General features: G+C 72.0%; 20 protein-coding genes. 9 read left to right on the forward strand and 11 right to left on the reverse strand.

What is annotated here, in order from left to right; genetic code table 11:
* Nucleotides 1-13 precede the first annotated feature (13 nt).
* From F1615_RS23315 to F1615_RS23325, 3 genes are read right to left on the reverse strand one after another with little or no spacing between them, the layout of a single operon-like run.
* On the reverse strand, nucleotides 14-2,296 hold the full coding sequence (locus F1615_RS23315; RefSeq protein WP_149551008.1) for an ABC transporter permease: 2,283 nt from the start codon (nucleotides 2,294-2,296) through the stop codon (nucleotides 14-16).
* Between the two features lie 39 nt (nucleotides 2,297-2,335).
* A complete protein-coding gene (locus F1615_RS23320) occupies nucleotides 2,336-3,088 on the reverse strand; it encodes an ABC transporter ATP-binding protein (RefSeq protein WP_149551009.1) in 753 nt (250 codons plus the stop codon).
* Nucleotides 3,085-3,600: a PadR family transcriptional regulator gene (locus F1615_RS23325; protein WP_149551010.1), complete on the reverse strand. Its 516-nt coding sequence runs from the start codon at nucleotides 3,598-3,600 to the stop codon at nucleotides 3,085-3,087. The genes F1615_RS23320 and F1615_RS23325 overlap by 4 nt, the downstream gene beginning before the upstream one ends.
* Nucleotides 3,601-3,725: 125 nt before the next feature.
* On the opposite strand from F1615_RS23325, the gene F1615_RS23330 reads away from it, so the two are divergent.
* The 5 genes from F1615_RS23330 to F1615_RS23350 all read left to right on the forward strand — a co-directional run bounded on the left by F1615_RS23330 (nucleotide 3,726) and on the right by F1615_RS23350 (nucleotide 10,382).
* Entirely contained in the window at nucleotides 3,726-4,997 is a 1,272-nt protein-coding gene (locus tag F1615_RS23330) for an ABC transporter substrate-binding protein (protein ID WP_149551011.1), read from the forward strand.
* Between the two features lie 188 nt (nucleotides 4,998-5,185).
* On the forward strand, nucleotides 5,186-6,808 hold the full coding sequence (locus F1615_RS23335) for a glycoside hydrolase family 13 protein (protein ID WP_149551012.1): 1,623 nt from the start codon (nucleotides 5,186-5,188) through the stop codon (nucleotides 6,806-6,808).
* A gap of 39 nt (nucleotides 6,809-6,847) precedes the next feature.
* The gene (locus F1615_RS23340) at nucleotides 6,848-8,176 is read left to right on the forward strand and encodes an ABC transporter substrate-binding protein (protein ID WP_149551157.1); all 1,329 of its coding nucleotides are present in this window, start codon (nucleotides 6,848-6,850) and stop codon (nucleotides 8,174-8,176) included.
* Nucleotides 8,177-8,181: 5 nt separating this feature from the next.
* Nucleotides 8,182-9,546: an ABC transporter permease subunit gene (locus F1615_RS23345; protein ID WP_149551013.1), complete on the forward strand. Its 1,365-nt coding sequence runs from the start codon at nucleotides 8,182-8,184 to the stop codon at nucleotides 9,544-9,546.
* The gene (locus F1615_RS23350; RefSeq protein ID WP_149551014.1) at nucleotides 9,543-10,382 is read left to right on the forward strand and encodes a carbohydrate ABC transporter permease; all 840 of its coding nucleotides are present in this window, start codon (nucleotides 9,543-9,545) and stop codon (nucleotides 10,380-10,382) included. Before F1615_RS23345 ends, F1615_RS23350 begins: the two co-directional genes overlap by 4 nt.
* Before the next feature lie 122 nt (nucleotides 10,383-10,504).
* On the opposite strand, the gene pgl is transcribed toward F1615_RS23350, so the two are convergent.
* Genes pgl through tkt form a run of 5 tightly spaced genes read right to left on the reverse strand, consistent with a single transcriptional unit; the run spans nucleotide 10,505 to nucleotide 17,104 of the window.
* Nucleotides 10,505-11,290: a 6-phosphogluconolactonase gene (gene pgl, locus F1615_RS23355; RefSeq protein ID WP_149551015.1), complete on the reverse strand. Its 786-nt coding sequence runs from the start codon at nucleotides 11,288-11,290 to the stop codon at nucleotides 10,505-10,507.
* Nucleotides 11,287-12,339 carry a glucose-6-phosphate dehydrogenase assembly protein OpcA gene (gene opcA / locus F1615_RS23360; RefSeq protein WP_149551016.1) on the reverse strand — a complete coding sequence of 351 codons (1,053 nt, stop codon included), beginning with the start codon at nucleotides 12,337-12,339 and terminating at the stop codon, nucleotides 11,287-11,289. The genes pgl and opcA overlap by 4 nt, the downstream gene beginning before the upstream one ends.
* The gene (zwf, locus tag F1615_RS23365) at nucleotides 12,336-13,859 is read right to left on the reverse strand and encodes a glucose-6-phosphate dehydrogenase (RefSeq protein ID WP_149551017.1); all 1,524 of its coding nucleotides are present in this window, start codon (nucleotides 13,857-13,859) and stop codon (nucleotides 12,336-12,338) included. Before zwf ends, opcA begins: the two co-directional genes overlap by 4 nt.
* A 4-nt stretch (nucleotides 13,860-13,863) precedes the next feature.
* Nucleotides 13,864-14,982 carry a transaldolase gene (tal, locus tag F1615_RS23370; RefSeq protein ID WP_149551018.1) on the reverse strand — a complete coding sequence of 373 codons (1,119 nt, stop codon included), beginning with the start codon at nucleotides 14,980-14,982 and terminating at the stop codon, nucleotides 13,864-13,866.
* Nucleotides 14,983-15,016: 34 nt separating this feature from the next.
* Entirely contained in the window at nucleotides 15,017-17,104 is a 2,088-nt protein-coding gene (tkt, locus tag F1615_RS23375) for a transketolase (RefSeq protein WP_149551019.1), read from the reverse strand.
* A 344-nt stretch (nucleotides 17,105-17,448) separates the two neighbouring features.
* Here tkt and F1615_RS23380 point away from each other — a divergent pair, with 344 nt between their 5' ends.
* The 4 genes from F1615_RS23380 to F1615_RS23395 all read left to right on the forward strand — a co-directional run bounded on the left by F1615_RS23380 (nucleotide 17,449) and on the right by F1615_RS23395 (nucleotide 20,772).
* Nucleotides 17,449-18,402, forward strand: a complete 954-nt coding sequence (locus F1615_RS23380) for a heme o synthase (protein WP_167533828.1) — start codon at nucleotides 17,449-17,451, stop codon at nucleotides 18,400-18,402.
* A 93-nt stretch (nucleotides 18,403-18,495) separates the two neighbouring features.
* Nucleotides 18,496-18,816, forward strand: coding sequence for a hypothetical protein (locus tag F1615_RS23385; RefSeq protein ID WP_167533829.1), 321 nt, complete (start codon nucleotides 18,496-18,498; stop codon nucleotides 18,814-18,816).
* 99 nt (nucleotides 18,817-18,915) lie between these two features.
* Nucleotides 18,916-20,019: an amidohydrolase family protein gene (locus F1615_RS23390; RefSeq protein WP_149551022.1), complete on the forward strand. Its 1,104-nt coding sequence runs from the start codon at nucleotides 18,916-18,918 to the stop codon at nucleotides 20,017-20,019.
* 18 nt (nucleotides 20,020-20,037) lie between these two features.
* Nucleotides 20,038-20,772, forward strand: coding sequence for a nucleotidyltransferase domain-containing protein (locus tag F1615_RS23395; RefSeq protein ID WP_149551023.1), 735 nt, complete (start codon nucleotides 20,038-20,040; stop codon nucleotides 20,770-20,772).
* Here the strand turns inward: F1615_RS23395 and F1615_RS23400 are convergent.
* The 3 genes from F1615_RS23400 to F1615_RS23410 all read right to left on the reverse strand — a co-directional run bounded on the left by F1615_RS23400 (nucleotide 20,730) and on the right by F1615_RS23410 (nucleotide 23,669).
* The gene (locus F1615_RS23400) at nucleotides 20,730-21,755 is read right to left on the reverse strand and encodes a COX15/CtaA family protein (protein ID WP_208818384.1); all 1,026 of its coding nucleotides are present in this window, start codon (nucleotides 21,753-21,755) and stop codon (nucleotides 20,730-20,732) included. The two genes, F1615_RS23395 and F1615_RS23400, sit on opposite strands and share 43 nt — an antisense overlap.
* A 53-nt stretch (nucleotides 21,756-21,808) precedes the next feature.
* On the reverse strand, nucleotides 21,809-22,579 hold the full coding sequence (locus F1615_RS23405) for an ABC transporter permease (protein ID WP_149551025.1): 771 nt from the start codon (nucleotides 22,577-22,579) through the stop codon (nucleotides 21,809-21,811).
* 181 nt (nucleotides 22,580-22,760) lie between these two features.
* On the reverse strand, nucleotides 22,761-23,669 hold the full coding sequence (locus F1615_RS23410) for an ABC transporter ATP-binding protein (RefSeq protein ID WP_167533838.1): 909 nt from the start codon (nucleotides 23,667-23,669) through the stop codon (nucleotides 22,761-22,763).
* Nucleotides 23,670-23,878 lie beyond the last annotated feature (209 nt).

Raw genomic sequence — 23,878 nt, forward strand, 5'->3', positions numbered from 1 at the left:
TCCGGGAGGGGGCTCAGGCCACCGCGCTCAGGGTGTCCGCGAGGCGGCGGCGGGCCGCTCGTGCGGCCGGGACGGCGGCGAGGGCGGCGGCACCCAGCACCGCGGCCGTCCCGAGCAGCAGCAGGAGCACGGGGGAGGGCCCCTGGGCGATCCCGGCGCCGATGCCGCTCGTTCTCCCCTGGGCGTCGATCAGCCAGTGCGCGAGCGGCAGCCCGAGGGCCGTGGCGAGCAGCACGGCCGCGAGGGCGGTACCGGCGGTCGCCGTGACCGTGACCGCGGTGATCTGCCGTGGGGAGAGACCGATGGCCTTGAGCGCCAGCAGATCGCGTTCGCCCTCACGGACCGTGCCGCCGATCGCCGTCAGCAGTTCGATCAGCCCGATCAGCGCGAGGACCGCGATCATTCCGAGGACGACCGCGCGCAGTGGCGACAGCCCGTCGGCCGGGTTCGCCACGGTGTGCACGTCCAGGTGGCCGCGGCCCGCCGAGTCCAGCCGGGCGGCGACCGCGGCGGGGTCGGCACCGGGGTCCAGCCGCACCTGGTACATGCTCGGCCGCAGGTCCGGGTCGTTGGCGCGGAGGGTGTCCAGCGAGGTGGAGATGACCCGGCCGGCGTTCTCCGGTTCGATGCTGCGGCCGACGATGTGCAGGATCTGCGGCTGGTCACCCACGGTCATCCGCACCCAGTCGCCGACCTGGACGTGCAGCAGGTCGAGCAGCCCCTGCCCGGCCACCGCCTCGTCCGGCCCGCGCGCGGCGCGGCCCTCGGCCAGCGTGAACGGGTACGGCTCCCGGGAGGTGCCGAGCCCGCGCAGGGCGATGGTGGCGGTCTGGCCCGGGACCAGGGCGGCCACCTCCACGCCCGGGTAGGCGGCGGCGACCTGCGGATCGCGCTCCAGCAGGGCGCGGACCTCCCGGTCGCCCAGCGAGGTGTCCGCGCGGACGCCGAGCGCCGTGGGCATCCCCATCCGCTCGGGGGTGCTGTGGAAGCGGTCGATGGTGGTCCAGGCGCTCAGCGCCACCACGATCAGCAGCAGGGGCAGCGCCAGCCTGCCCACCGCGCCCAGCGAACGCGGCCGGCGCGTGAACGCCTTGTGCCAGCCGAGGACCAGCGCCGGCGGCACCTTCGCGCCCAGCGCCCGCCGGGCCACGCCGGTCAGCCCTCCGGCCGGGGGCGCCGCGGGGCGCGGCACCGGCACCGGCGGCACCCGTCCCGCACGCCAGGCGGCCAGCCCGGTGGTCGCGCCGATGAACAGCACCGCCCCCACCGGCACCACGAACAGCGCCACGGTGTGCCCTGGCAGGTCCTGCCACACGTCGACGGCGTCCCCGAGCCGCCCCGGCACCGCGCTGCCCAGCGCCTCGGTGAGCGCGGCGGCCGCGACGGCACCGAGCAGTGCGTAGACCAGGTGCTGGATCAGGAAGACTCGGACGACCTGGCCGGGCGTGAAGCCGATCGCCTTGAGGACGGAGATGTCCCGCAGATGCCCCCGGATCCGGGTGGCGATCGCCCCGTGCACGGCGAACCCGGCGGCGACCAGCGCGCCCAGACCGAACAGGCCGAGCACCTGGCCGAGCAGCCGGTTGTCACCCTGGGCCTCGGCGCGCGCCTGCTGCCAGGTGGCGACCTCGCCGATCGCCCCGGCGCCCAGCTCGGTCACCGCCCGCTGCACCGCGTACCCGGTGTCGCCCGGGTCGGTCAGCCGCAGCCCCACCACCTGGCCGCCCGGGTCCGTCACCGCCGAGGGCAGCGCCCACACCAGGCCCGTCCGCTCACCCGGCCGGTAGCGCGGCTCGGCGCTGTCGGCGATACCCACCACGGTCAGCCGGCGCGCGGTGCCCGGCACGGTGAGGGTGTCGCCGGGGGCCGTCAGCAGGGCACGGGCGAGACGGCTCTCCAGGACCACCCCGTCGGGGGAGGCCGGGTCCAGCCAGTGCCCGGACGTGATCAGCGGGCGGCCCACGCCGGGCCGTCCCGAGGTGCCGCGCAGCTCCACCGAGGCGCGGCCGCCCTGCGAGGCGAGGGTGACCGAGGCAGTGGGGTAGGGGCCGGCCACGGAGTCCACACCGTCCAGGCCGGCCAGCTTCCCGGCGTCGGCGGAGGCGGTGGTGTGCAGCGTGACGTGCGCGCCGTGCGCCTGGGTGAACACGCGCTGCCAGGGGTTGGTGGCGTAGCCGAACAGGGCCGTGGCCAGCAGCAGGGACGCGACGATGCCCGCGGTGGCGAGGACCAGGAACAGTGCCTCGCCGCGGTGCGTACGCAGATCGGAGTGCGCCCAGCGCAGAGTCGCTCGCACCGGCCTCAGCCCCTCGCGGGTCGGTCGTGGAGGCGCATGTCAGTCCTTGAGCTCCAGCACACCCGATATCCCGGTCCGCCGCAGTGGCGCGCCGCCGTCGAGTGCGGCGTCGTCGGCGATCCGGCCGTCGAAGAAGCTGATCACCCGGTCCGCGGCGCTCGCCAGCCGCGCGTCGTGCGTGACCAGCAGGATGGTCTGCCCGCGCTGGTGGAAGCGGGACAGCAGCCGCATCACCTCACGGGTGCCCTTGCTGTCCAGGCTGCCCGCGGGCTCGTCGGCCAGCAGCAGCGGAGGATGGTTGACCAGCGCCCGGGCGAGGGCGACCCGCTGCTGCTCGCCGCCGGACAGCTCGCCTGGCATGCTGCGCTCCTTGCCCTCGAGACCCAGCTCGGCGAGGAGTTCCTCCCGCCCGGCGCGGGCCCTCTTCGGGGGCACCCCGGCGAGCAGGGCGGGCAGCTCCACGTTGTCGGCGACCGACAGGTCGGAGACCAGGTTGAAGAACTGGAAGACGATCCCGATGCGCCTGCGGCGCTCGACGGCCCAGCGGGCCTCGCTGTAGCCGTCGGTGCGCTCGCCGTCCAGCCAGATGCTGCCCGCGTCGGGCCGCTGGAGCCCGCCGAGCAGATGCAGCAGCGTCGACTTCCCCGCACCGGACGGGCCGGTGATCGCCACGAACTCGCCCGGTGTCACCCGCAGGTCGACCCCGCGCACCGCGTGCGCCGGGGCGCCCTCGCCGTGGTGCGTCTTGACCAGGCCTTCGGCGCGCAGCACGGGAGTGGTGCTGTCACTCACCCCAGCTCCTCCAGCTCTTCCTGGCACCGCTCCAGCCAGTCGAGGTCGGCCTGCAGGTGCAGCATCGCGCCCTCGATCAGCAGATGGGAAATGCGGTTGTCCCGGTCCTCGGCGGCGGCCAGCTTCGACAACTGCCGCATGGTGTTCAGATACTGGCGCCGCTGTCTGTTGATCAGGGCGATCCGGTCGGCGAGACCGGTCTGCGGGGCCAGGGCCAGTTTCATGAAGAACTCGTCCCGCACCCGCGGCTCGTCCGCCGTCTCCTCGTACCAGGCGAGCAGCGCCTCCCGCCCGGCGTCGGTGAGGTGGTAGACCTTCTTGTTGGGCCGGCTCGACTGCGCGACGTCCTCGCCCTCGATCAGTCCGGTCTTCTCGAGGCGGCCGAGGGTGACGTAGATCTGGCCGACGTTCGGCTGAGGGTACGCGGAGCCCAGCAGTTGCTCAAGGTCCTGCTTCAGCTCATAGCCGTGGGCAGGACCGCGGGCGAGCAGGGCCAGGAGGGGCAGCCGCACTCGTGCTCTCCTCCTCGCATCCTGGGTAATGTGCCGCAGGACCTAGTATCGCCCATACCTAACGGGTATACATGGCCTCTGACCCCGGCAAGGGTGCCCGGGTGCCGGTGCACAGGGAGGAACCTATGCGGTGGATGCATGCCGCGGGTAGGGGCCTCCTTGTCCTGATCGTCGTCCTGACCGGCTACGTCGCCTCCGGCGCGCGGGCCGGCGAGGCCGACGCGGGCGGTCGCGGCCCCCTGACCCTTGCCACCGCCGGCGATCTCACCGGCTATCTCGGTTCCGTGCTCGACGGCTGGAACCGCAGCCATCCCGGCGAGAAGGTGACCCTCGTCGAGCTGCCCGACTCCGCCGACGAGACGCGCGCGCAGATGATCACCGATCTGCGCGGCGGTGAGCGCGGCCGGTTCGACGTGCTCAACATCGACGTCAGCTGGACCTCGGAGTTCGCCGGCGCCGGGTGGATCCGTCCGCTGCCCCGCGACCGGTTCCCGCTCGACACCTTCCTGCCCCCGGTGGTGGACACGGCGACCTACGGCGACCGGCTCTTCGCCGTCCCCTACGTCACCAACGCCGGCCTGCTCCTGTACCGCAAGGACGTCCTCGCCGAAGCGGGCGTCCCGCCGCCGCGCACCTGGGCCGATCTGGAGCGGGCCGCGAAGACCCTCGCCCCGGAGCACGGTCTCGACGGCTACGCGGGCCAGTTCCTGCCCTACGAGGGCCTGACCGTGAACGCGGCCGAGGCCGTCTACTCGGCGGGCGGCACCATCCTCGGCGACGAGGGCGAACGCGTCACCGTGAACTCCAGGGCGGCCCGGGAGGGCATCGGCTTCCTGGCCCGCGGCGTCCGCGAGGGCTGGATCCCGCGCGAGGCGCTGACGTACAAGGAGGAGGAGTCCAAGCAGGCCTTCCAGAACGGGCGGCTGCTCTTCCTGCGCAACTGGCCTTACGCCTACGTCGCGGCCTCCGCCCCTGGCTCCGTGGTCGCCGGCAAGGTCGGCGCCGTACCGCTGCCGGGGCCGGACGGTCCGGGCACCAGTGTCCTCGGCGGCTCCAACCTGGCCGTCAGCAGCCACGCCCGGCATCCCGACTCCGCCGCGCGCCTGATCGCGTACCTCACCAGTGAGCGCGTCCAGCGCCAGGTGCTCACCCGCGGCGCGCTGCCGCCGGTACGGGCCGACCTGTACGACGATCCGGAACTGGTCCGGGACTTCCCGTACCTGCCGACCCTGCGCGAGAGCGTGCGCTCCGCCGCTCCGCGCCCCAAGAGCCCGCACTACGACCAGGTGAGCCTGGTGGTGCAGGCGGTGGTGCACGACGCGATGACCGGGCGGCAGACGCCCGAGGCCGCGGTGCGCCGGCTGGCGGGCGAGCTCGCCGCCGTCTCCTCCCGCTAGTCCCGGAGCCTTCCTAGTTACATGTTAGGTAACGCGGACGTCTCAAATGTGTCCGCTGTGCCCGCTTACGTCCCGATGTAGCGAACCCAACCGCGCGGTAGCTTGCGTAAGTTCATTGACACCCTCTCGACACCGCTACCTAACATGCATGCATAACGACTAGCGCTCCTCACAGACAGGTCAACGGGGTGAACAGGCATCACTGGTGGCGTGACGCGGTGATCTACCAGGTGTACGTCCGCAGCTTCCTGGACAGCACCGGTGACGGCATCGGCGATCTCGCCGGGGTCAGAGCGGGACTGCCCTACCTGAAGAAGCTCGGTGTGGACGGGATCTGGCTGAGCCCCTTCTACCCCTCGCCGCAGCACGACCACGGCTACGACGTCGCCGACTACCGCGACGTCGACCCGGTCTTCGGCGACCTCGCCGAATTCGACCTGCTGGTGGCCTCCGCCCGCCGGCTCGGCATCAAGGTGCTGCTGGACATCGTCCCGAACCACTGCTCCAACGAGCACCCCTGGTTCCGTGCGGCGCTCGCCGCCGGCCCCGGCAGCCCCGAACGGGCCCGCTTCCACTTCGCCGACGGCCGCGGCCCCGGCGGCAGCGAGCCGCCCAACAACTGGCACGCCATGTTCGGCGGCCCCGCCTGGACCCGTGTCACCGAGCCGGACGGCCGGCCCGGCCAGTGGTACCTGCACATGTTCACGCCCGAACAGCCGGACTGGAACTGGCGCGAGCCCGAGGTCGCCGCCGACTTCGACCGCACCCTCCGCTTCTGGCTGGACCGGGGCGTCGACGGCTTCCGCATCGATGTCGCCGCCGGCCTGTTCAAGCACCCCGAACTGCCCGACTCCCCGGACCCGGAGGCCGACGCCCGCACCCGCGACTCGGTCAACCCGCTCGCCTGGAACCAGCCCGAGGTCCACGACGTGTGGCGGCACTGGCGCGCGGTGTGCGAGGAGTACACCGCCCGGGACGGCCGCGAACGCCTCCTGGTCGGCGAGGTCTCCGTGCCCACCGCACGCGAGCACGCCCGGTACGTCCGCCCGGACGAGCTGCACCAGGCCTTCTTCTTCGACCTGCTCGGCGCCCACTGGGACGCCGACGCCTTCCGCAAGGTCATCTCCGAGGCCATGCAGGACATAGCCGGCACCGGCTCCACCGTCACCTGGGTCCTCAACAACCACGACCAGGTCCGCACCGTCACCCGCTACGGGGAACCCGCCCCCGAGGGCAGCGGTCTCGGCGCCGCCCGGGCCCGCGCCGCGGCCCTGCTGATGCTGGCGCTGCCCGGAGCCGCGTACATCTACCAGGGCGAGGAACTGGGCCTGCCCGAGGTCGTCGACCTGCCCGACGACGTGCTCACCGACCCGATCTTCCGCCGCACCGGCAGCCGCGCCCGGATAAGGGACGGCTGCCGGGTGCCGCTGCCCTGGTCGGGACAGGCCTCCCCGTTCGGCTTCACCTCCGGCGCCGAGGGCGCCAAGCCGTGGCTGCCGCAGCCGGAGTACTTCGCCGAGTACGCCACCCACCGCGCCCTCGCCGACACCCGCTCCTCCTGGCACCTGTACCGCGACGGACTGCAACTGCGCTCCGCCCTGCACCAGCTGGGCGAGGGCACGCTGCGCTGGCTGGACACCCAGCCCGGCATCCTCGCCTTCACCCGCGGCGACGACCTCGTCTGCGCCGTCAACTTCGGCACCGCCCCCGTACCCGCTCCGGTCCCCGGCACCCCGCTGCTCGCCAGCGGTCCCTGCCCGCCCGGAGTGCTTCCCGGCTCCACCGCCGCCTGGTGGATCGACGGCTCCTGAAAGTCCGGTCAACTCCCGTATCCCGAAGGGACATCGATGATGATGCGACGACGTACCACCCTGCTCACCGGATGCACCGCCCTCGTCCTCGCGCTCGGCGCGACCGCCTGTGGCGGCGACGAACCCGTCTCGGCCGGCGGCGGCGACAAGTCGCTCGACGGCCAGACCGTCACCGTGGCCGGCGTCTGGTCCGGCAGCGAGCAGAAGAACTTCCAGAAGGTGCTCGACGCCTTCACCGAGAAGACCGGCGCCAAGACCCAGTTCGTCTCCACCGGCGACAACGTCTCCACCGTCGTCGGCAGCAAGATCGAGGGCGGCAACGCCCCCGACGTCGTCATGGTCCCGCAGGTCGGCGTGCTCAAGCAGTTCGCCGGAAACGGCTGGCTCAAGCCGCTGGACGAGAAGGTGCGGTCCACCGTGGGCGCCAACTTCGCCGAGGTCTGGCAGAACTACGGCAGCGTCGACGGCACCCTGTACGGCCTCTACTTCAAGGCCGCCCACAAGTCGACCGTCTGGTACAGCCCCGAGGCCCTCGAACAGGCCGGCGTCACCCCGCCGAAGACGTACGACGCCATGCTGAAGGACGGGCGGACCATCTCCGACTCCGGACTCGCCGCCTTCTCCGTCGCCGGACAGGACGGCTGGACCCTCACCGACTGGTTCGAGAACGTCTACCTCTCCCAGGCCGGGCCCGAGAAGTACGACGCCCTCGCCGCGCACGAGATCAAGTGGACCGACCCCACGGTGGTCGAGGCGCTCACCACCCTCGGCAAGCTCTTCAAGGACAAGCAGCTCATCGCGGGCGGCCAGAAGGCAGCGCTCAACACCGACTTCCCCGGCTCGGTGGAGAAGGTCTTCGGCCCCGAGGCCGAGGCCGCCATGGTCTACGAGGGCGACTTCGTCGCGGGCGTCGCCAAGGACCAGTTCGGCAAGAGCATCGGCACCGACGCGAACTTCTTCCCCTTCCCGCCGGTCGGCGACGGCAAGGCGCCCGTGGTCAGCGGCGGCGACGCGGCCGTCGTCCTCAAGGACGGCAAGAACAGCAAGGCCGGCATGGCACTGCTGGAGTACCTGGCCACCCCCGAGGCCGCCGCCGTGTGGGCCGAGGCGGGCGGCTTCCTCTCCCCGAACAAGAAGCTCGACCTCTCCTCCTACGGCGACGACGTCACCCGCGCCACCGCCAAGTCCCTCGTCGCCGCCGGCGACTCGGTCCGCTTCGACATGTCCGACCAGGCCCCCGCGGCCTTCGGCGGCACCAAGGGCGCCGGTGAGTGGAAGATCCTCCAGGACTTCCTGCGCGACCCGGCCGACCCGGCGAAGACCGCGGCCGAGCTCGAGAAGGCCGCGGCCAAGGCGTACGGGAACTGACGGCCATGACCGCCACCATGGTGAAAGAGGCGAGCCCTCCGGCACCTGTGCACCCCGACGGCGCGCGCGGCCGACGCCTGCGCCGTCGGGGGCGGGTCATCGCCCTGCTGTTCGTGTTCCCCGCGCTGCTCCTGCTGGGCGCGCTGGTGGTGTACCCGGTGCTGTTCTCCGTCGGCCGCAGCCTCTTCGACGCCTCCGGGAACGAGTTCGTCGGCGGGGAGAACTACGCCGAGATGTTCCGGGACCCGACCACCCTCACGGCCATCCGGAACACGGCCATCTGGGTCGTCGTGGCGCCGACCCTGCTGACCGGGCTCGGTCTCATCCTGGCCGTGCTGGTCGAGAAGGTCCGCTGGGCCACCGCCTTCAAGCTGCTGCTGTTCATGCCCATGGCGGTGTCCTTCCTCGCCGCCGGCATCATCTTCCGGCTCGCCTACGACGAGGACCCGGACAAGGGCGTGCTCAACGCCGCGGTCGTCTCCGTCCACGACGCCTTCGAGGGCACCTCCTCCTACCCGACCGCCCGCGCCCGTGACGGCGAGGGCCTGACCAAGCAGGCGGACGGCTCGTACGTCACCGGCGCGGACGTCTCGCCCGGCGGCACGGCGGCGCTGGGGCTGGTCGGCGTCGCCCCCAAGGATCTGCCGGGCGACGCGCGACCCGCCGCCGCGGCGGCGGCGGGGAAGGCGGGCTCCGACGAGGTGCGCGGTGTGGTGTACCTCGACTTCACCCCCGGCGGGGGAGGGAAGCCGGGCGTGGTCGACCGGGAGGAGAGCGGCCTGCCCGGGGTGACGGTGGAGGCGGTGCGCGACGGGAAGACGGTCGCCGGCACCACCACCGCGGCCGACGGTTCCTTCCGCTTCACCGGACTGGACAGCGGCTCGTACGCGGTGAAGCTGCCGTCCTCCAACTTCGCGGCACCCTACGACGGCATCTCCTGGCTCGGCCCGGCGCTCGTCACGCCGGCGATCATCGGAGCGTACCTATGGATATGGACCGGTTTCGCGATGGTGCTCATCGGCGCGGGGCTCGCGGCCCTGCCGCGGGACGCACTCGAGGCCGCGCGAATGGACGGTGCCAACGAGTGGCAGATCTTCCGCCGCATCACCGTTCCGCTGCTCGCGCCCGTCCTCACCGTCGTCTTCGTGACCTTGGTCATCAACGTCATGAAGGTCTTCGACCTGGTGTACATCATCGCCCCGGGACCGGTGCAGGAGGACGCGACCGTGCTGGCGACCCAGATGTGGCTGGTGTCGTTCGGCGGCGGCAACAACCAGGGCCTCGGCAGTGCGCTCGGTGTGCTGCTCCTGCTCCTGGTCATCCCCGCCATGGTGTTCAACGTCCGCCGCTTTCGAAGGAGTCAGCGATGAACGCGATCCGGCGCGGCCTCGGCAACACGGTGGTGCAGGCCTTCCTGGTCGTGATCGGCCTGGTGTGGATGACCCCGCTGGCCGGCCTGTTCCTGTCCTCGCTGCGGTCCGCGGAGGACACGGCCAAGGGCGGATGGTGGACCGTGTTCACCGGCCCGGGGCAGCTGTCCTTCGACAACTACTCGGCGCTGCTGGAGAACTCGGGCATCACCCAGGCGTTCTGGAACACCGTGCTGATCTCGGTGCCGACGACCGTGCTGGTCGTGGTCGTCGCGGCGCTCGCCGGGTACGCCTTCGCCTGGCTGGACTTCCCCGGCCGCGATTCCGTGTTCCTGCTGGTCGTCGCGCTGCTGGTGGTGCCCGTGCAGATCGGGCTGCTGCCCGTCGCCAAACTCTTCGGGCAACTGGGGCTGTTCGGGACCATTCCCGGCGTCGTGCTGTTCCACGTGGCCTACGGGCTGCCGTTCGCGGTGTTCCTGCTGCGGAACTACTTCGCCGAGATGCCGAAGGAGATGCTGGAGGCCGCCCGGATGGACGGGGGGAGCGAGTGGCGGATCTTCACCCGGCTGGTGCTGCCGGTGGGCCGGCCGGCGATCGCCAGCCTCGCCATCTTCCAGTTCCTGTGGGTGTGGAACGACATGCTGGTCGCGCTGCTGTTCGCGGACAGCTCCTCGCAGCCGCTGACGGTGCAGCTCCAGTCGCAGATCCGGCAGTTCGGGAGCAACATCGACGTGCTCGCGCCGGGGGCGTTCCTGTCGCTGGTGGTGCCGGTCGTGGTGTTCTTCGCGTTCCAGCGGCACTTCGTGCAGGGGGTCATGGCGGGGTCGGTGAAGTAGGGGGTGGGGCAGGGAGGGTTCTTCGCCCCCTCCGCCCCTTCCCTTCCCGTTCCCGGGGGTTGCGCCCCCGGACCCCCTTTCGGCCCTGAACGGGCCTCGTCCTCAATCGCCGGACGGGCCGACTACGGGGACGCCGGTGGGTACAGGGCCCTCGGGAGTTGTGACGCCGCCGGCCTGTCCAGGAGCCACAGGGTGCGGGCGCGGCCGTGGGCGCCCGCCGCCGGGGCCTGGATCTCGCCCGCGCCCGAGAGGGCGATCGCCGCTGCCTCCGCCTTGTCCTCGCCCGCGGCCAGGAGCCAGACCTCCCGGGCCGCCCGGATCGCGGGGAGGGTCAGGGTGACCCTCGTCGGCGGGGGCTTGGGGGCGCCGTGCACGCCCACCACCGTGCGCTCCGTCTCCCGGACCGCCGGGAGTTCCGGGAAGAGGGAGGCCACGTGCGTGTCCGGGCCGACGCCCAGCATCAGGACGTCGAAGGCGGGGACGGACGCGTGGTTCTCCGGGGCCGCGGCCGCGGCGAGTTCCTCCGCGTAGCCGGCCGCCGCCGCGTCCACGTCCGTGCCGTACGGGCCGTCCGACGCGGGCATGGCGTGCACGCGCCTCGGGTCCAGCGGCACCGACGCGAGCAGTGCCTCGCGGGCCTGGGTGACATTGCGGTCCGGGTCGCCTTCCGGGAGGAACCGCTCGTCGCCCCACCACAGGTCCAGCCGGGCCCAGTCGATCGCGTCCCGGGCCGGTGCCGCGGCCAGCGCGGCCAGCAGGCCGTTGCCGTTGCGGCCACCGGTCAGGACCACGGACGCCGAGCCCCGGGAGGCCTGCGCGTCCACGATCCTGGTGATCAGCCGGGCCGCCGCGGCCTGCGCCATCAGCTCCTTGTCCCGGTGCACGACCAGCTGGGGTGCCGTACTCACTTCGCCGCCGCCTTCTTCACCGGTGCCTGCGCCGTCGCCTCGGCCGCGGGAGCTTTCGCAGCCGCCCCGACGGGAGCGGGGACCGCCTCCCGTTCTCCTTTGGCCGGCGCGTCGTCCCCGTCCGGGGCCTTCAGGCGTTCCACGCCGTAGCGCAGGGCCGAGGCGTAGGTGTCGTCCGGGTCCAGGCGGCGCAGTTCCTCCGCGATCAGCTCCGCCGTGTCCCGGCGCTTGAGTGCCACCGCGCGCTTGGGCTGCCCCTGGATGGACAGCGTCGCCAGTGAACCGTCGGCGCGGTCCAGGACGATCGGGCCGCAGTCGGTGTCCAGGCGGACCGACGTGAGTCCCGGGCCGGCCGAGTGCGACCGCCTGACCGGGACGTCCAGCCGGTCCGCGAGCCACATCGCCAGCAGCTCGCAGCTCGGGTTGAACTCCTCGCCCTCCACCTCCACGCCCTGCACCTCGCAGGCGACCTGGTCCAGCGCCGCCGCCAGCATCGAACGCCAGGGCGTGATGCGGGTCCACGACAGGTCCGTGTCACCCGGGGCATAGGCGTCCGCGCGGGCGGCGAGCTCCTTCACCGGCTGCTCGCAGGCGTAGGTGTCGGTCACCCGGCGCTGGGCCAGCGCGCCCAGCGGGTCGTTCGCCGGATCCAGCGGGGCGTTGACCGGCCACCACACCACCACCGGGGCGTCCGGCAGCAGCAGCGGCAGCACCACCGACTGGGCGTGGTCGGCGACCTCGCCGTACAGCCGCAGCACCACCGTCTCGCCGGTGCCCGCGTCCGCGCCCACCCGCACCTCGGCGTCGAGGCGGGACTGGGTGCGGTCACGGGGCGAGCGGGAGACGCGCCTGATGACCACGAGCGTGCGCGAGGGGTGCTCGCGCGAGGCGTCGCTCGCCGCCTTCAGCGCGTCGTAGGCGTTCTCCTCGTCCGTCACGATGACCAGCGTGAGCACCATGCCGACGGCAGGAGTGCCGATGGCGCGGCGCCCCGTCACCAGCGCCTTGTTGATCTTGCTGGCCGTGGTGTCCGTGAGGTCTGTCTTCATGGCCGGCGCCAGCTCCGTCCGTCTCGCTCGAGCATTTCGTCGGCCTCGACGGGCCCCCATGTACCGGCCGGGTACTGGGCCGGCCTGCCGTTGGTGTCCCAGTACTCCTCGATCGGGTCGAGGATCTTCCAGGACAGCTCGACCTCCTCCGTGCGCGGGAAGAGGTTGGAGTCGCCGAGCAGGACGTCGAGGATCAGCCGCTCGTACGCCTCCGGGCTGGACTCGGTGAACGACTCGCCGTAGGCGAAGTCCATCGACACGTCCCGGATCTCCATCGACGTGCCCGGCACCTTCGAGCCGAAGCGCACCGTGACGCCCTCGTCCGGCTGGACGCGGATCACGATCGCGTTGGAGCCCAGCTCCTCGGTGGCCGTGGTGTCGAAGGGGGAGTGCGGCGCCCGCTGGAAGACGACGGCGATCTCCGTCACCCGGCGGCCCAGCCGCTTGCCGGTGCGCAGGTAGAAGGGGACACCCGCCCAGCGGCGGTTGTCGATGCCCAGCCTGATCGCCGCGTACGTGTCGGTCTTCGAGGAGGGGTCGATGCCCTCCTCCTCCAGGTACCCGACCGCCTTCGCGCCGCCCTGCCAGCCGGCCGCGTACTGCCCGCGCACGGTGTCCCGGCCCAGGTCCTTCGGCAGCCGGACCGCACCGAGCACCTTGGTCTTCTCCGCGGCCAGCGCGTCCGCGTCGAAGGAGGCGGGCTCCTCCATCGCGGTCAGCGCCAGCAGTTGCAGGAGATGGTTCTGGATGACGTCGCGGGCGGCGCCGATGCCGTCGTAGTAGCCGGCCCGGCCGCCGATGCCGATGTCCTCGGCCATGGTGATCTGCACGTGGTCGACGAACGAGCGGTTCCAGATCGGTTCGAACATCGTGTTGGCGAAGCGCAGCGCCAGGATGTTCTGGACGGTCTCCTTGCCCAGGTAGTGGTCGATCCGGAACACCTGGTCCGGAGCGAACACCTCGTGGACGATGGCGTTGAGCTCCTCGGCCGACTTCAGGTCGTGGCCGAACGGCTTCTCGATGACCGCACGCCGCCACGAGCCGCCGGTCTGGTCGGCCAGCCCGTGCTTCCTGAGCTGCTGGATGACCACCGGGAACGAACGCGGCGGCACCGACAGGTAGAAGGCGAAGTTGCCGCCCGTGCCCTGGGCCTTGTCCAGCTCGTCGATCGTGTCGCGCAGCCGCTCGAAGGACTCGTCGTCGTCGAAGGTGCCCTGCACGAAGCGCATCCCCTGGATGAGCTGCTGCCAGACCTCCTCGCGGAAGGGCGTGCGGGCGTGCTCCTTGACCGCGTCGTGGACCTCCTGGGCGAAGTCCTCGTGCGCCCACTCCCGGCGGGCGAAGCCCACCAGCGAGAAGCCCGGCGGCAGCAGCCCCCGGTTGGCCAGGTCGTACACGGCCGGCATCAGCTTCTTGCGCGACAGGTCGCCCGTGACACCGAAGATGACCAGGCCCGACGGCCCCGCGATACGCGGGAGCCGTCGGTCCGCGGGGTCACGCAGCGGGTTGCTGCTCGACAAGGTGTCAGCCCTCCGACGGGGCGAGGCGCTGCAGCTCCGCCTCGGTGGACTTCAGCAGGTCGTTCCAGGACGCCTCGAACTTGTCGACGCCCTCGTCCTCCAGGAGCCGCACCACGTCGTCGTACGCGATGCCGAGCGCCTCGACCGCGTCCAGGTCGGCGCGGGCCTGCTCGTAGGTGCCGGCCACGGCGTCGCCCCGGATCTCGCCCTGCTCCTCGGTGGCGAACAGCGTCGCCTCCGGCATGGTGTTCACCGTGTTCGGCGCCACCAGCTCGTCGACGTACATCGTCGCCTTGTACGCCTTGTCCTTCACACCGGTCGACGCCCACAGCGGACGCTGCTTGTTGGCGCCCTCGCGCTCCAGCGCGCTCCACCGCTCCGAGCCGAAGACCTCCTCGTACGCCTGGTAGGCCAGGCGCGCGTTGGCGATCGCGGCCTTGCCGCGCAGGGCCCTGGCCTCGTCGGTGCCGAGCGCGTCGATCCGCTTGTCGATCTCGGTGTCCACGCGGGACACGAAGAAGGACGCCACGGAGTGGATCTTCGACAGGTCCAGACCGCGCTCCCTGGCCTTCTCCAGACCGGTCAGGAACGCGTCCATGACCTTGCGGTAGCGCTCCAGGGAGAAGATCAGCGTGACGTTGACGCTGATGCCCAGCCCGATGGTCTCGGCGATCGCCGGGATGCCGGCCTCGGTCGCCGGGATCTTGATCAGGGTGTTGGGCCGGTCCACCAGCCAGGCCAGCTGCTTGGCCTCGGCGACCGTCGCCCTGGTGTTGTGGGCCAGGCGCGGGTCCACCTCGATCGAGACCCGGCCGTCCCGGCCGTCCGTGGCGTCGTAGACCGGGCGCAGGATGTCGGCGGCGTCCCGGACGTCCGCCGTGGTGATCATGCGGATGGCCTCTTCGACGGTGACCTTGCGGGCGGCCAGGTCGGTCAGCTGCGTGTCGTAGCCGTCGCCCTCGGAGATCGCCTTCTGGAAGATCGTCGGGTTGGTGGTGACGCCCACGACGTGCTGCTGGTCCATCAGTTCGGCGAGGTTGCCGGACGTGATCCGCTTGCGCGACAGGTCGTCCAGCCAGATCGCGACGCCTTCCTCGGAAAGGCGCTTCAGTGCGTCCGTCATGGAAATTCCATCTCCTACGTGTCGTGTATGGGCGTCAGCGCTGGGCTGCGGCGAGCGATTCCCGGGCGACGGCGGCCACGTTCTCCGCGGTGAAGCCGAACTCCTCGAACAGCACCTTGCCGTCGGCGGAGGCCCCGAAGTGCTCCAGGGACACGATGCGGCCGGCGTCCCCCACGTACTTGTGCCAGGTGAGGCCGATCCCCGCCTCGACGGCCACACGGGCCTTCACGGAGGGCGGCAGGACGCTGTCCCGGTACCCCTGGTCCTGCTCCTCGAACCACTCCACCGACGGCATCGACACCACGCGGGTCGGCACGCCGTCGGCCTGGAGCCGCTCGCGCGCCTCGACGGCGACGTGCACCTCGGAACCGGTGGCGATCAGCACGACCTGCGGCTCACCGCCCTCGGCCTCGAACAGGACGTAGCCGCCCTTCGCCGCGTCCTCGTTCGGCTCGTACGTCGGCACGCCCTGCCGGGTCAGCGCCAGACCGTGCGGGGTGCCCTTGCCGAACTCCTTCGTCCAGCGGGTGAGGATCTCCCGCCAGGCGATCGCGGTCTCGTTGGCGTCCGCCGGACGGACGACGTTCAGACCGGGGATGGCGCGCAGCGAGGCCAGGTGCTCGACGGGCTGGTGCGTCGGGCCGTCCTCGCCCAGACCGACGGAGTCGTGCGTCCACACGTACGTCACCGGCAGGTGCATCAGCGCCGACAGCCGCACCGCGTTGCGCATGTAGTCGGAGAACACCAGGAAGGTGCCGCCGTAGACACGGGTGTTGCCGTGCAGCGCGATGCCGTTCATCTCGGCGGCCATGGCGTGCTCGCGGATGCCGAAGTGGATCGTGCGCCCGTACGGGTTCGCCTCGGGCAGCGGGTTGCCGGCCGGGAGGAACGAGGACGTCTTGTCGATCGTGGTGTTGTTGGAGCCCGCCAGGTCGGCCGAGCCGCCCCACAGCTCCGGGATCACCGCGCCGAGCGCCTGCAGCACCTTGCCGGACGCGGCACGGGTGGCCACGCCCTTGCCCGGCTCGAAGACCGGGATGACGTCCTGCCAGCCCTCGGGCAGCTCGCCGGCGGCGATCCGGTCGTACTCCGCGGCGCGCCCGGGGTTGTTGTCCCGCCACTGCTGGAAGGACTTCTCCCACACCGCACGGGCCGCCTGGCCCCGCTCCAGCGCCTTGCGGGTGTGGCCGATGACCTCGTCGGAGACCTCGAAGCTCTGCTCCGGGTCGAAGCCGAGGACGCGCTTGGTGGCCGCGACCTCGTCGTCGCCGAGCGCCGAGCCGTGCGCGGCCTCGGTGTTCTGCGCGTTGGGGGCGGGCCAGGCGATGATCGACCGCATGGCGATGAAGGACGGCTTGTCCGTGACCTTCTTCGCCTCCTGGATCGCGTCGTAGATCGCGTTCGGGTCCAGGTCGCCGTCCGGCTTCGGGGCCACGCGCTGCACGTGCCAGCCGTAGGCCTCGTACCGCTTGACGACGTCCTCGGAGACGGCCGTCTCGGTGTCGCCCTCGATGGAGATGTGGTTGTCGTCCCACAGCAGCACCAGGTTGCCCAGCTTCTGGTGGCCGGCCAGCGAGGACGCCTCCGCGGAGATGCCCTCCTGGAGGCAGCCGTCACCGGCGATGCAGTAGACGAAGTGGTCGAAGGGGGACTCGCCCTCGGCGGCCTCCGGGTCGAACAGACCGCGCTCGTAGCGGGCGGCCATCGCCATGCCCACCGCGTTGGCGACACCCTGGCCCAGCGGGCCGGTCGTGGTCTCCACGCCCGTGGTGTGGCCGTACTCCGGGTGACCTGGGGTCTTCGAGCCCCAGGTGCGGAACGCCTTCAGGTCGTCCAGCTCCAGGCCGAAGCCCGCCAGGTACAGCTGGGTGTACAGGGTCAGGGACGAGTGGCCGGCGGACAGCACGAAACGGTCGCGCCCGACCCAGTCGGCGTCCGCCGGGTCGTGCCGCATCACCTTCTGGAAGAGGGTGTACGCGGCAGGCGCCAGGCTCATCGCCGTACCCGGATGGCCGTTGCCGACCTTCTGTACGGCATCGGCGGCCAGGACGCGGGCGGTGTCGACGGCCCGCTGGTCCAACTCGGTCCACTCGAGGTCTGTGGTGGTCGGCTTTGTGCTCACCCTGAGTCAGGGCTCCTCTCCACATGATTTCCGGATGCCGGTGACTGCCCACCGGCGTGGTCGAGCCTACCCCCGAGGGACGTGCGTTTTTCCGAGTCGTTCCAGAGTGCGGGCACTCCTTCGCAGCCGCTTCCTGACAGGGAAGTCACCGCATTCGGCAGATGAATACGGAGCCGCTCATCCGCGTGCTCAATCGAGCTCGCAGGCGCACCCCGGAGGGCGCCGTCCAACACGAGCGGACCCCCGCGAATGTCCGGGTCTGGGCAGCGTCTACAGTGGCGTGGTACGCGCGAGCCTTTACCGCCACTTCACCTGGGGAGGCTTGCTGGGATGTCTCTGTAGGGGTGTGCGTGACGGCCGTTGAATCCCGTCCAGCCGGGTTGCTGGGGACGACTCAGAGCCCTGCCCATCGGCCGTTCGGGGCCCGTGTGATGGCATTCGTGGCTCTCACCAAGCCGCGGATCATCGAGCTGCTGCTCATCACCACCGTCCCGGTGATGTTCCTGGCGCAGCAGGGCGTGCCCGACCTCAAGCTGGTGCTGCTGACCTGTGTCGGCGGCTACCTGTCCGCGGGCGGCGCCAACGCGCTGAACATGTACATCGACCGGGACATCGACGCGCTGATGGACCGCACCTCGCAGCGGCCGCTGGTCACCGGGATGGTCAGCCCACGCGAGTGCCTCGTCTTCGGCGTCTCCCTGGCGGTCGTCTCGACGCTGCTGTTCGGGCTCACCGTCAACTGGCTGTCCGCCTGGCTCTCCCTCGGCGCGCTCCTCTTCTACGTCGTCGTCTACACGATGATCCTCAAGCGGCGTACGTCGCAGAACATCGTGTGGGGCGGCATCGCCGGCTGCATGCCGGTGCTGATCGGCTGGTCCGCGGTCACCAACTCGATGGCGTGGGCGCCGGTCATCCTCTTCCTCGTCATCTTCTTCTGGACGCCGCCGCACTACTGGCCGCTGTCCATGAAGGTGAAGGAGGACTACGCGCGCGTCGGGGTGCCGATGCTGCCGGTCATCGCCGGGAACAAGGCGGTCGCCCAGCAGATCGTGGCCTACAGCTGGGTCATGGTTCTGGTGTCGCTGCTGCTCACCCCGCTCGGCTACACCGGCTGGTTCTACACGGCGGTCGCCCTGGTGGCGGGCGGCTGGTGGCTGTGGGAGGCGCACGCGCTGCTGCACCGCGCGAAGGCCGGGGTGACGGGCGGCAAGCTCAAGGAGATGCGCCTGTTCCACTGGTCCATCACCTACGTGTCGCTGCTCTTCGTGGCCGTCGCGGTGGACCCGTTCCTGCGCTGACGCCCTGTCGGGCTCCGGTCGGGCGGGGTACGTGGTCAAGGCCACGGACCCCGCCCGTCGCCGTTTGATCTACCCGTCGGTAGCATCCTGTTCATGGCAGACACGCAGCAGGTGGACCCGAAGGCCGAGCAGAAGGCCGCCCGGCTCGCCAAGCAGATCGGCGGCTTCGCCACGGCGCACGGCGGCGCCGAGGGCCAGGTCGCGTACCTCGGGCAGCGCGGCGCACGGATCGTCCTCGTCGGCGAGGACGGCGCGTGGGGCGACGTCTTCGCCCCCTCCGTGGACATCGCCGGCAGGGCCCTCGAGAAGGCGGGCATCACCGTCCACGAGGACTTCGACGGCGAGTTCGCGGCGAAGGTGACGACGGGCCCGTACGAGTGGAAGAGGATGGCCGGCATCCAGGTGGGCGGCTGACCACCGGCATCCGGCGGCCGCCCCGGCGCCACCTCACCCCGGGTTCACCCGTTAGGACCTGTGAAGCGTCACCACACGGTCCCGTCCCGGGGAGCCCGGATGATCGACACGCCCGCACTCGTGGACCAGCACTGCCACGGAGTGCTCCGCACGGAGCTGGGCCTCGGAACCTTCGAGGCCCAGCTGGCCCGTACCGAGGGTCCGCCCGCCCCCGGCACCACCCTCTTCGACACCCAGACCGGGTTCGCCGTACGCCGCTGGTGCCCGCCCCTGCTCGGCCTGGAGCCGCACTGTCCGCCCGCCCGGTACCTCGCCCGGCGCCGTGAACTGGGCATGATCGAGGCCGGGCGCCGGCTGCTGCGGGGCAGCGGCATCACCGCCTACCTCGTCGACACCGGCCTGCCCGACGACCTCACCGGGCCGGCCGAGCTGGGCAGGGCGGGCGACGCCGAGGCCCATGAGATCGTCCGTCTGGAGCAGCTCGCCGAGCAGGTCGCCGACACCTCGGGCACCGTCGAGTCCTTCCTCGCCAACCTCGCCGAGTCCGTGCACGGCGCCGCCGCGCACGCGGTCGCCTTCGCCTCCGTCGCCGGGCTGCGGCACGGGCAGGCGCTCGCCCCCGAGCCGCCCGGTCCCGGACAGGTCCGCGGCGCGGCGGGGCGCTGGCTGGCCGGCCGCCGGGCCGGGGACGAGCTGAGCGACCCGGTGCTGCTGCGCCACCTGCTGTGGATCGCGGTCGCCTCGGGTCTGCCCCTCCAGCTCCACGGCCTCGGCGCCCCGGGCACCCGCGTCGACCGGACCGACCCGGTCCCGCTGACCGACTTCGTCCGCGCCACCGCGGGACTCGGCACCGACCTCGTGCTGCTGCACGGCTACCCGTACCACCGCCACGCCGCCCACCTCGCCGGCGTCTTCCCGCACGTCTACGCCGACTGCGGCGCCGCCCCGGTCCGCACCGGGGCACGCGCGGCGACCGTCCTCGCCGAAGTCCTGGAAGTCGCCCCCTTCGGCAAGATCCTCTTCTCCAGCGGCGCCCGCGGCCTGCCCGAACTGCATGTGGTGGGCGCCCAGCTGTTCCGCGAGGCGCTCGGCCGGGTGCTGGGCACCTGGGTGGCCGAGGGCGCGTGGTCGCCGGCCGACGCCCGGCGGGTGGCCGGCCTGATCGCCTCGGGCAACGCGGGCAGGGTGTACGGGCTGGACTGAGACGGGAAGACTGGGCGGATGCCGACCGATGCCCTGCTCGACCGCTTCCTCACCGGCCTGGCGCCGCTCGCGCCCGTCGCCGTCTGGGCGCACGGCTCACTGGCCGCAGGCGACTACGTGGAGGGCCGCAGCGACCTGGACCTGATCGCGGTCCTGCCCCACCCCGTCAGCACCCGGACGGTGTGGCGGCTGGCCCTGCTGCACGCCCGGCTGCGCGGCGAACCGCTCGCCGGCCTGCTCCACTGCACCTATCTGACACCGGACACCGCGGCGGGCGCCGGACGGCGCCATCTCACCTGGGCGCACGAGCAGCTGTTCAAGCGCCCCGTCACCCCGGTCACCCGGACCGAGCTGCACACCGTCGGCCGGGTCCTGCGCGGGGTGCCGCCCGCGGACGTGCTGCCACCGGTGCAGGCCGGTGAACTCGCCGGCTTCGTGGTGCGCGACCAGCGCGACTACTGGCGCCGGGAGGTGGACCGCGCCGCCCACTGGACGCGGGACGTGTGGGTCGACCTGGGCCTGCTGACCTTCGCCCGGGCCACCGTCACCCTCCGCGAGGGCCGTCTGATCTCCAAGCGGGAGGCCCTGGACGTACTGCCCGGTCTCGGCGCCCCCGCCGAGGTCGTCGCCGACATCAGGAGCAGGCGCTACGAGGGTGCCGCGCCGCCCACCGAGGAGTGGGCGCTGCGCCGGGCCCGGCTGACCCGGGACTACCTGGGACCGGCGATCGACGCGCTCGTGGCGGGCTCCTGAGCCGCCGGTACGGCCGCGTCCGCCACCGCCGCCGGGCGCTCGCGCAGCGACAGCAGCACCCGCAGCACCCAGATCCACATCACGCACGAGCCGAACATGTGCAGGCCGACCAGGACCTCGGGGAGATCCGTGAAGTACTGGACGTAGCCGATGACGCCCTGCGCGAGCAGGATCAGGAACAGCTCGCGGGTGCGGGCCAGGGGGTCACGGGGGGCGTCGACGGCCTTCAGGACGAACCACAGGGCGAACGTCAGCGTCACCACGATCCACGCCAGCACGGCGTGCGCCTTGCTGACCGTCTCCCAGTCCAGCGGCATCCGCGGGACCTCGCTGGAGTCACCCGCGTGCGGGCCCGCGCCCGTGACCACCGTACCGACCGCGATCAGCAGCACGGAGGCGGCCACCATGAACCACACCAGCTGCCGCACCGCCGTGCCGACCAGCGGCCGGGGCCCCGCGTCGCCCTCGCGGGTGCGCTGCCACATCACCGTGGCGACCGCGATCAGCGCCGTGGACAGCAGGAAGTGCGCCGCGACCGTGTACGGGTTGAGACCCACGAGGACCACGATGCCGCCGAGGATCGCGTTGCCCATGACGATCCAGAACTGCGCCCAGCCCAGCCGGGTCAGGCCGCGCCGGTAGGGCTTCTCCGAGCGGGCGGCGATGATCGCCCAGCCCACGGCGGCGCACAGCACGTACGTCAGCAGGCGGTTGCCGAACTCGATGACGCCGTGCAGGCCCATCTCGCTGGTGCTGGTGATCGAGTCGTCGGTGCACTTGGGCCAGGTCGGGCAGCCCAGGCCGGAGCCGGTCAGCCGGACGGCACCGCCGGTGACCACGATGACCACCGCCATGACGAGCGCGGCGAGGGCCGCCCGCCGGACGGTCCGGGGATCCGGGGTCCAGCGTGCGGCGATGAAGGCGAGCGGGTTGCGCAGGGCCGCCTGGGCGTCGGCGCGGGTCACGTTTGGCACGTGCTCCATCGTAGGCGGCCGCTTGTGCACGCTTTCACGAGGGTCCTGCCCGGCCACGGCGTCTACTCCCAGCGGAAGAACGCGCCGGCCGCCGCGAGACCCGCGACCGCCCACACGGCGAGGATGCCGAGGTTGCCCCACGGCATCCCGGCCCCGTGCTGGAGCACGTCCCGCAGACCCTCGGAGAGCGCGGCGATGGGCAGCAGGCCGAGCACGTCCTGCGCCGCCTCCGGGAACCTGTCCAGCGGTACGACCACCCCGCCGCCGACGAGCAGCAGCAGGAACACCAGGTTGGCGGCGGCGAGCGTCGCCTCGGCCCTGAGCGTGCCCGCCATCAGCAGGCCGAGCCCGGAGAAGGCGGCCGTGCCCAGTACCAGCAGCAGGAACACCGAGAAGGGGTCGCCCTGCGGGGACCAGCCGAGCGCGAGGGCGATCACCGTGACGAGGATCACCTGGAGCACCTCGGTGACCAGGACCGACAGCGTCTTCGCGGTCATCAGACCCCAGCGTGGCAGCGGCGACGCGGCCAGCCGCTTCAGCACGCCGTAGCGGCGTTCGAAGCCGGTGGCGATGGCCTGCCCGGTGAAGGCCGTCGACATCACCGCGAGCGCGAGGATGCCGGGGGCGAGGAAGTCCACCGCCTCGCCGTCCCCGGTGTCCACCACGTCCACGGTGCTGAAGAGCACCAGCAGCAGCGTGGGGATGATCACCGTCAGCAGCAGCTGCTCGCCGTTGCGCAGCAGCATCTTCGTCTCGAGCACCGCCTGCGCGGCGATCATGCGGGGCAGGGGCGCCGCGCCGGGCTTCGGTGAGTAGGTGCCGGTGGCCGTCACGAGCGCAGCTCCTTGCCGGTGAGCTCCAGGCTGTGTCTTTCCGGGGGGGCGACCCCCGGACCCCCGGCCGGTCTCGGTCCTGGTCGGGATCATGAGCGCAGCTCCTTGCCGGTGAGCTCCAGGCTGTGTCTTTCCGGGGGGCGACCCCCGGACCCCCGGCCGGTCTCGGTCCTGGTCGGGGTCATGAGCGCAGCTCCTTGCCGGTGAGCTCCAGGAAGACGTCTTCTAGGGTGTGCCGTTCCACCGAGATCCGGTCCGGCATCACCCCGTGCTGCGCGCACCAGGACGTCACCGTGGCGAGCAGTTGCGGGTCGACCTTGCCCACGACCCGGTACGAGCCCGGGGCCGTCTCGGCGGCGGTGGTGCCGTCGGGCAGGGCCTTCAGCAGCGAGGCCACGTCCAGTCCCGGGCGGCCGGAGAAGCGCAGGGTGTTCTCGGCGCCGCCCCTGCACAGTTCCTCGGGCGAGCCCTGGGCGATGACCCGGCCGTCGTCGATGACCGCCACGTCGTCGGCGAGCTGTTCGGCCTCGTCCATGTAGTGCGTGGTGAGGATGACGGAGACGCCGTCGGAGCGCAGGTCCCGGATCAGGTCCCAGGTGGCGTGGCGGGCCTGCGGGTCGAGGCCGGCCGTCGGCTCGTCCAGGAAGACCAGCTCGGGGCGCCCGACCACGGCCATCGCCAGCGCGAGCCGCTGCTGCTGGCCGCCGGAGAGCCGCCGGTAGCCGGTCCGGCCGCAGGAGCCGAGCCCGAGGCGTTCGATGAGCGCGTCCACGTCCAGCGGATGCGCGTGCAGCCGGGCCACGTGCCGCAGCATCTCGTCGGCCCGCGCGCCCGAGTAGACGCCGCCGGACTGGAGCATGACCCCGACCCGGGGCCGCAGCCGCGCCGACTGCCGCACCGGGTCGAGGCCCAGGACGCGCACCGTGCCGGAGTCCGGGCGCCGGTAACCCTCGCAGGTCTCGACCGTGGTCGTCTTGCCCGCCCCGTTGGGGCCGAGCACGGCGGTCACGCCCTGCCGGGCCACCAGGTCGAGGCCGTTCACCGCGGTCTTCGTGCCGTACCGCTTCACCAGGGCCTGGACCTGGACCACGGGCTCACTTCGCATGGGTCACGAGTCTAGGGAGGCGGCCGGGGCCCCGGACCGCGGGGTGCCGCACCTCCTCCTCCCGGGGCCGGTGCACCGGGAGCCACGGCGGGCACGGTCGCCCGGATGGCCCCCCGCCACGGCGCCGGGTCGGAGAGGTGGCCGGACCGGGGGCACGAGGAGGATCTCTGCGGGCCGCACACCGAGCTCGCGCG

This window comes from Streptomyces marokkonensis (genome assembly GCF_008312835.1).
In the GTDB taxonomy this organism is placed as follows: domain Bacteria; phylum Actinomycetota; class Actinomycetes; order Streptomycetales; family Streptomycetaceae; genus Streptomyces; species Streptomyces marokkonensis_A.

What these genes read in the sequence shown, in the direction of transcription:
- F1615_RS23330 (WP_149551011.1), top strand. Translation starts at nt 3,726, where the DNA reads ATGCGGTGGATGCATGCCGCGGGTAGGGGCCTCCTTGTCCTGATCGTC.
- F1615_RS23340 (WP_149551157.1), top strand. Translation starts at nt 6,848, where the DNA reads ATGATGCGACGACGTACCACCCTGCTCACCGGATGCACCGCCCTCGTC.
- F1615_RS23345 (WP_149551013.1), top strand. Translation starts at nt 8,182, where the DNA reads ATGACCGCCACCATGGTGAAAGAGGCGAGCCCTCCGGCACCTGTGCAC.
- F1615_RS23350 (WP_149551014.1), top strand. Translation starts at nt 9,543, where the DNA reads ATGAACGCGATCCGGCGCGGCCTCGGCAACACGGTGGTGCAGGCCTTC.
- opcA (WP_149551016.1), bottom strand. Translation starts at nt 12,339, where the DNA reads ATGAAGACAGACCTCACGGACACCACGGCCAGCAAGATCAACAAGGCG.
- tal (WP_149551018.1), bottom strand. Translation starts at nt 14,982, where the DNA reads ATGACGGACGCACTGAAGCGCCTTTCCGAGGAAGGCGTCGCGATCTGG.
- F1615_RS23385 (WP_167533829.1), top strand. Translation starts at nt 18,496, where the DNA reads ATGGCAGACACGCAGCAGGTGGACCCGAAGGCCGAGCAGAAGGCCGCC.
- F1615_RS23390 (WP_149551022.1), top strand. Translation starts at nt 18,916, where the DNA reads ATGATCGACACGCCCGCACTCGTGGACCAGCACTGCCACGGAGTGCTC.
- F1615_RS23395 (WP_149551023.1), top strand. Translation starts at nt 20,038, where the DNA reads ATGCCGACCGATGCCCTGCTCGACCGCTTCCTCACCGGCCTGGCGCCG.
- F1615_RS23400 (WP_208818384.1), bottom strand. Translation starts at nt 21,755, where the DNA reads ATGGAGCACGTGCCAAACGTGACCCGCGCCGACGCCCAGGCGGCCCTG.